At 40.4% G+C, this 4,698-nt stretch carries 3 protein-coding genes; all 3 read left to right on the forward strand.

The window, feature by feature from the left end; genetic code table 11:
- Positions 1–524: 524 nt before the first annotated feature.
- The 3 genes from ACIR131C_RS0113445 (at position 525) to thyD (ending at position 4,624) form a co-directional block, all read left to right on the forward strand.
- On the forward strand, positions 525–800 hold the full coding sequence (locus ACIR131C_RS0113445; RefSeq protein ID WP_028090619.1) for a TM2 domain-containing protein: 276 nt from the start codon (positions 525–527) through the stop codon (positions 798–800).
- 367 nt (positions 801–1,167) lie between these two features.
- Positions 1,168–3,588 (forward strand): heavy metal translocating P-type ATPase, encoded by a 2,421-nt coding sequence (locus ACIR131C_RS0113450; RefSeq protein ID WP_028090620.1) that lies wholly within the window; start codon positions 1,168–1,170, stop codon positions 3,586–3,588.
- A 115-nt stretch (positions 3,589–3,703) separates the two neighbouring features.
- Positions 3,704–4,624 (forward strand): thylakoid membrane protein ThyD, encoded by a 921-nt coding sequence (gene thyD / locus ACIR131C_RS0113455; protein ID WP_028090621.1) that lies wholly within the window; start codon positions 3,704–3,706, stop codon positions 4,622–4,624.
- Positions 4,625–4,698 lie beyond the last annotated feature (74 nt).

A 4,698-nucleotide genomic window follows, 5' to 3' on the forward strand; every position in this document is an offset into this window, starting at 1 on the left:
AAATAAATTACCCTCACGAGGTTATTATCTCAGAAGTGTCAAGCGGGGAAGATTTGATTTAGATCCTTATTAGAGGATGTTTTCAAAGTGCTATCCCTTAATTTTCATCACATTTTTACCCCAAGAAAGTCCCCCTTTATAAACCAGGGGGTTTTCATTATTTACCTCGAAACTACTCTAACAGCACTGCTTTTGAGTTCCAGAACCCCTAACCCAATTATAGTATAAAACTATATCTATAACAAATTGGGAGAGTTTTGTGTAACTTCTTAACTGCTGGTTCAAAAATAATCCGGATTTGATAAAAACAGATAGGTAGAACAATCTATATTGTCGTAGCAATGACTTTTTTGGGGTAATCATTACCCGCCATGAATGTGATATGATAGACAACATTTTTTGCCAAATTTGCTATATTTTATGATTATTTGAATCATACAGGAGTCATGTTCAAAAAAGTAATTATCTAATGATCAATGATCAATTCCGTAAATTTTATAATTTAGACATCAAGGAGAATAGCCATGACTAATATTAACCCCTCCTATGCTACCAAACAACTGTTAGCAGGTTATGCAGGAATTGTTTTCGGTGGTTTTGGTTTACATAAATTTATTCTTGGTTACACATCGGAAGGTTTTATCATGTTAGCAATTTCCGTTGTTGGTGGCTCTCTCACCTATGGATTTACATTAATAATAATGCAATTGGTTGGTTTGGTTGAAGCTATGATTTACTTAAATAAACCCCCGGAAGAATTTATGAATACCTACTTTGTGAATAAACAAGCCTGGTTCTAGGATTTTTTATCAAGTAAATTGATATGCAAGTTCTCAAATATAAACATAAGCACTTACTCATCCTGCTAATCATGAGTACTGGATATTTTAGCGTAGTATCAGATTGGGAAATAAGTTTTTTTTGGAAAAGCCTGATTTTGATGTTGCCATTACAGTTAACGGCTATAATTTACACTACCAGGACAAAACTATGATGTTTGGGATGAAGATATTTTGGGGATTTACAAGTGGATCTTGTTGAGAAGTTAGGATCTAAAGAAACTTAATATTTTTTCCCTCGCCTAAAGTGCAGATTTTCGCCTAATCTCAAGGTAGAGACACTGGTTGTCAAGTGTCCAACTAAGAAGAGTGAATGTAAAAACCTATCATGCAACTAAATCAAAAAAACCAGTTCCCGGAATCTACTCCCTCCCAAAAAATACTCACTAGCGAGAAAATTATTTTAGACGTTGGGGGGATGAAGTGTGGTGGATGCGTTAATGCAGTAGAAAAACAGCTTATTCAGCATCTAGGGGTTAAAAGCGTCTGTGTGAACTTAACAACGGAGGTCGCAGTAGTAGAAATAGAACCCGGTGCTGTAGATGCAGATACACTAATTCAGAGGTTAACAGCCACAGGATTTCCCAGTCAACTACGTACAGCTAAAAGTGCTGGTGATCAATCTGCTGTTTCCCCCAACCCCGCCTCAAGACAGCGCCAAGAAATGCAGTCTATAATTAGACAGTTAGTAGTCGCTGGCTTGTTACTATTTTTATCAGGAATTGGCCATTTTGGTAATATTGGTGCAATTTTCCCTATTTTAAATAACATCTGGTTTCATTGTGGACTAGCTACCATAGCAATTATTATCCCTGGTAGACCAATTTTAGTCGAAGGTTGGTTAGGTTGGCGACGGGGTGCGCCAAATATGAATACTCTCATTAGTTTGGGAACCCTTACAGCTTATATTGCCAGTTTAGTAGCGCTATTGTTTCCCCAAATGGGTTGGGAATGCTTCTTTGATGAACCAGTAATGATGCTAGGTTTTATTCTGTTGGGGAGAACCTTAGAAAAACAGGCTAGACTCCGCGCGGCTAAAGCATTTCGCCAATTATTAGCCCTTTCTCCGCAAACAGCCCGGTTAATTATTAACCCAGAACCAGAAAAATTAATTGCTGGTGCAAATATAATCGAAATTCCGGCAGAACAGGTGCGGGTAGGTGAATGGTTACAGGTGCTACCAGGTGATAAAATTCCCGTTGATGGTGAAGTTCGTTTTGGACAAACTACCATAGATGAATCAATGTTAACCGGGGAATCAGTACCCGTAATTAAACAACCAGGAGATATTGTCACTGGGGGAACTTTAAATCAGTCAGGAGCGATCGCTATTCAAGCCACCCGCACAGGTGATGATACTACTCTAGCCCAAATCGTGGCTTTAGTAGAAGCCGCCCAAACTCGTAAAGCCCCAGTACAGAAATTAGCGGATACGGTGGCTGGTTATTTTACCTACGGTGTTTTAACAGCGGCTTTTCTCACCTTTGGATTTTGGTATTTGTGGGGAACTCACTTATGGCCAGATATTACCATATCTGGGACAATGGAAATGGCTCACAATATGGGACATCATCCCCAGCATTTAGTCCCCCATACTGAGTATTATTCACTATTGATTAGTTTAAAATTAGCGATCGCTGTCATGGTAGTTGCTTGTCCCTGTGCTTTAGGACTAGCTACCCCCACAGCTATTCTGGTGGGTACTGGTATAGGTGCTGAAAGGGGATTATTAATTAAAGGTGGTGATGTTTTAGAAAAAGTTCACAAATTAGACACTATAGTTTTTGATAAAACCGGAACTCTCACCACAGGTAAACCCACGGTGACAGATTGTATATCCATTACCGAATCAGCTTTAGAACTATCATTAATTCAACTAGCAGCAGCGGTAGAAAGCGGCACTTATCATCCCCTGGCTATAGCCATCCAAGAAGAAGCTAAACGCCAATATTTAACCATTCCCAATGCTGTAGACTTCCATACTGAACCTGGTATGGGTGTATCCGCTGTCGTGAAGGGTAAAAATGTGCTTTTAGGTAATTGGCAATGGTTTAATTATCACCAAATTGATATTAACGAAACAGCACAAGAACAGGGAAATAAATTAGCCAAAGCGGGAAAAACTGTCATAGGTGTGGCTGTAGATGGCATTTTAACCGGATTAATTGCCGTCAGTGATACCCTCAGACCAGATGCTCAAATCGCAGTAGATAAATTACATCAGATGGGTTTGCGCGTCATGTTGCTTAGTGGTGATAGAATAGAAGCGGCCACAGCGATCGCTAAACAACTAGGAATAAACAACACCGATATCATAGCAGGTATCCCTCCCGCCCAAAAAGCTGCCATGATTCAATCTCTTCAGTCTGGGAAAAGCAAATCATTGGTCGCTATGGTCGGAGACGGTATTAATGACGCTCCAGCTTTATCACAGGCAGATGTAGGCATCGCTTTACATTCTGGCACAGATGTCGCCATGGAAACCGCCGAAATTATCTTAATGCGAAATTCCCTGACCGATGTTGTCAAAGCCATTCACCTCAGTCGAGCGACTTTTAATACTATTCGCCAAAATTTATTTTGGGCTTTTGCTTATAATACAATAGGTATTCCCTTAGCTGCTGGTGTACTATTACCTAGCTGGGGTTTTAATCTCAGTCCTTCCAGTGCAGCGGCGCTGATGGCCTTTAGTTCTGTCAGTGTTGTCACAAATTCAATTTTTTTAAGGAGGTTGGCTCTAAACCAATAGCCACCATGGCCTAGTCACAATTGACGTTAAATTAAAAAATACCAAAATTCTCAAACTTTTCTAGAGGCTTCAATTCCCAGGTTTTCAGCGTAATTTCTCATCAAAAACAGGTAAAATGAAAATAGCGATTAGTGGTGCAACAGGATTTGTGGGTAGTCGGCTAGTAGAAAGACTATACACAGAAGGTCATAAAATAATTGTATTAACACGGAATGTCACATCTGCCCAAAAGGTCTTTCCGGCTTCAGCTTTTCCTAATTTAGAAATTATTGCCTATACCCCCACCGTATCAGGTCCGTGGCAAGATACTCTAGTAGGTTGTGATGGAGTAGTGAATTTAGCAGGAGAACCCATTGCAGAAGAACGGTGGACACCAGAACGGAAACAGGAACTTCTCAACAGTCGCAAACTGAGTACAGAGAAAATTGTCGCAGCCATAACTAAAATGAATCCTCGACCAACTGTATTAGTTAATGCTTCTGCTATTGGTTACTACGGAACTAGCGAAACAGCAACCTTTGATGAAAATAGTCCCCCTGGTCAAGATTTTCTCTCCCAAGTGTGCAAAGAATGGGAAAAAGAGGCTGAGAAAGTTAAAGATATTGGTGTCCGTTTAGTAATTTTGCGTTTAGGCATTGTTTTAGGGAATGGTGGTGCTTTAGGGAAAATGATTACCCCTTTTAAACTCTTTGCCGGTGGACCCATTGGTAGTGGTCGTCAGTGGTTTTCCTGGATTCATTTAGATGATATTGTCAGTTTAATTATCCAAGCTTTAACCCAACCCACAATGAACGGAGTATATAATGCTACTGCTCCCCATCCCGTCAGGATGACAGAATTAAGCACAACTATGGGTCAAGTGATGAATCGTCCTTCTTGGTTACCTGTGCCAGGTTTTGCTTTAGAAGCGATGTTAGGAGATGGGGCAAAAGTGGTATTAGAAGGGCAGCAAGTCTTACCCCAACGGACTTTAGCATCAGGTTTTCAGTATCAATATCCTAACTTACAACCAGCATTAACACAGATTCTTAAGTAAGGGAACAGGGAACAGGGAACAGGTGACAGGTGACAGGTGACAGGTGACAGGTGACAGGTGACAGGTGACAGGTG

The sequence above is a fragment of the Dolichospermum circinale AWQC131C genome (assembly GCF_000426905.1).
GTDB classification, from domain to species: domain Bacteria; phylum Cyanobacteriota; class Cyanobacteriia; order Cyanobacteriales; family Nostocaceae; genus Dolichospermum; species Dolichospermum circinale.

Bases quoted from the DNA above. Each gene is read 5' to 3' on its own strand.
- ACIR131C_RS0113445 (WP_028090619.1), top strand. From the start codon at position 525: ATGACTAATATTAACCCCTCCTATGCTACCAAACAACTGTTAGCAGGT.
- ACIR131C_RS0113450 (WP_028090620.1), top strand. From the start codon at position 1,168: ATGCAACTAAATCAAAAAAACCAGTTCCCGGAATCTACTCCCTCCCAA.
- thyD (WP_028090621.1), top strand. From the start codon at position 3,704: ATGAAAATAGCGATTAGTGGTGCAACAGGATTTGTGGGTAGTCGGCTA.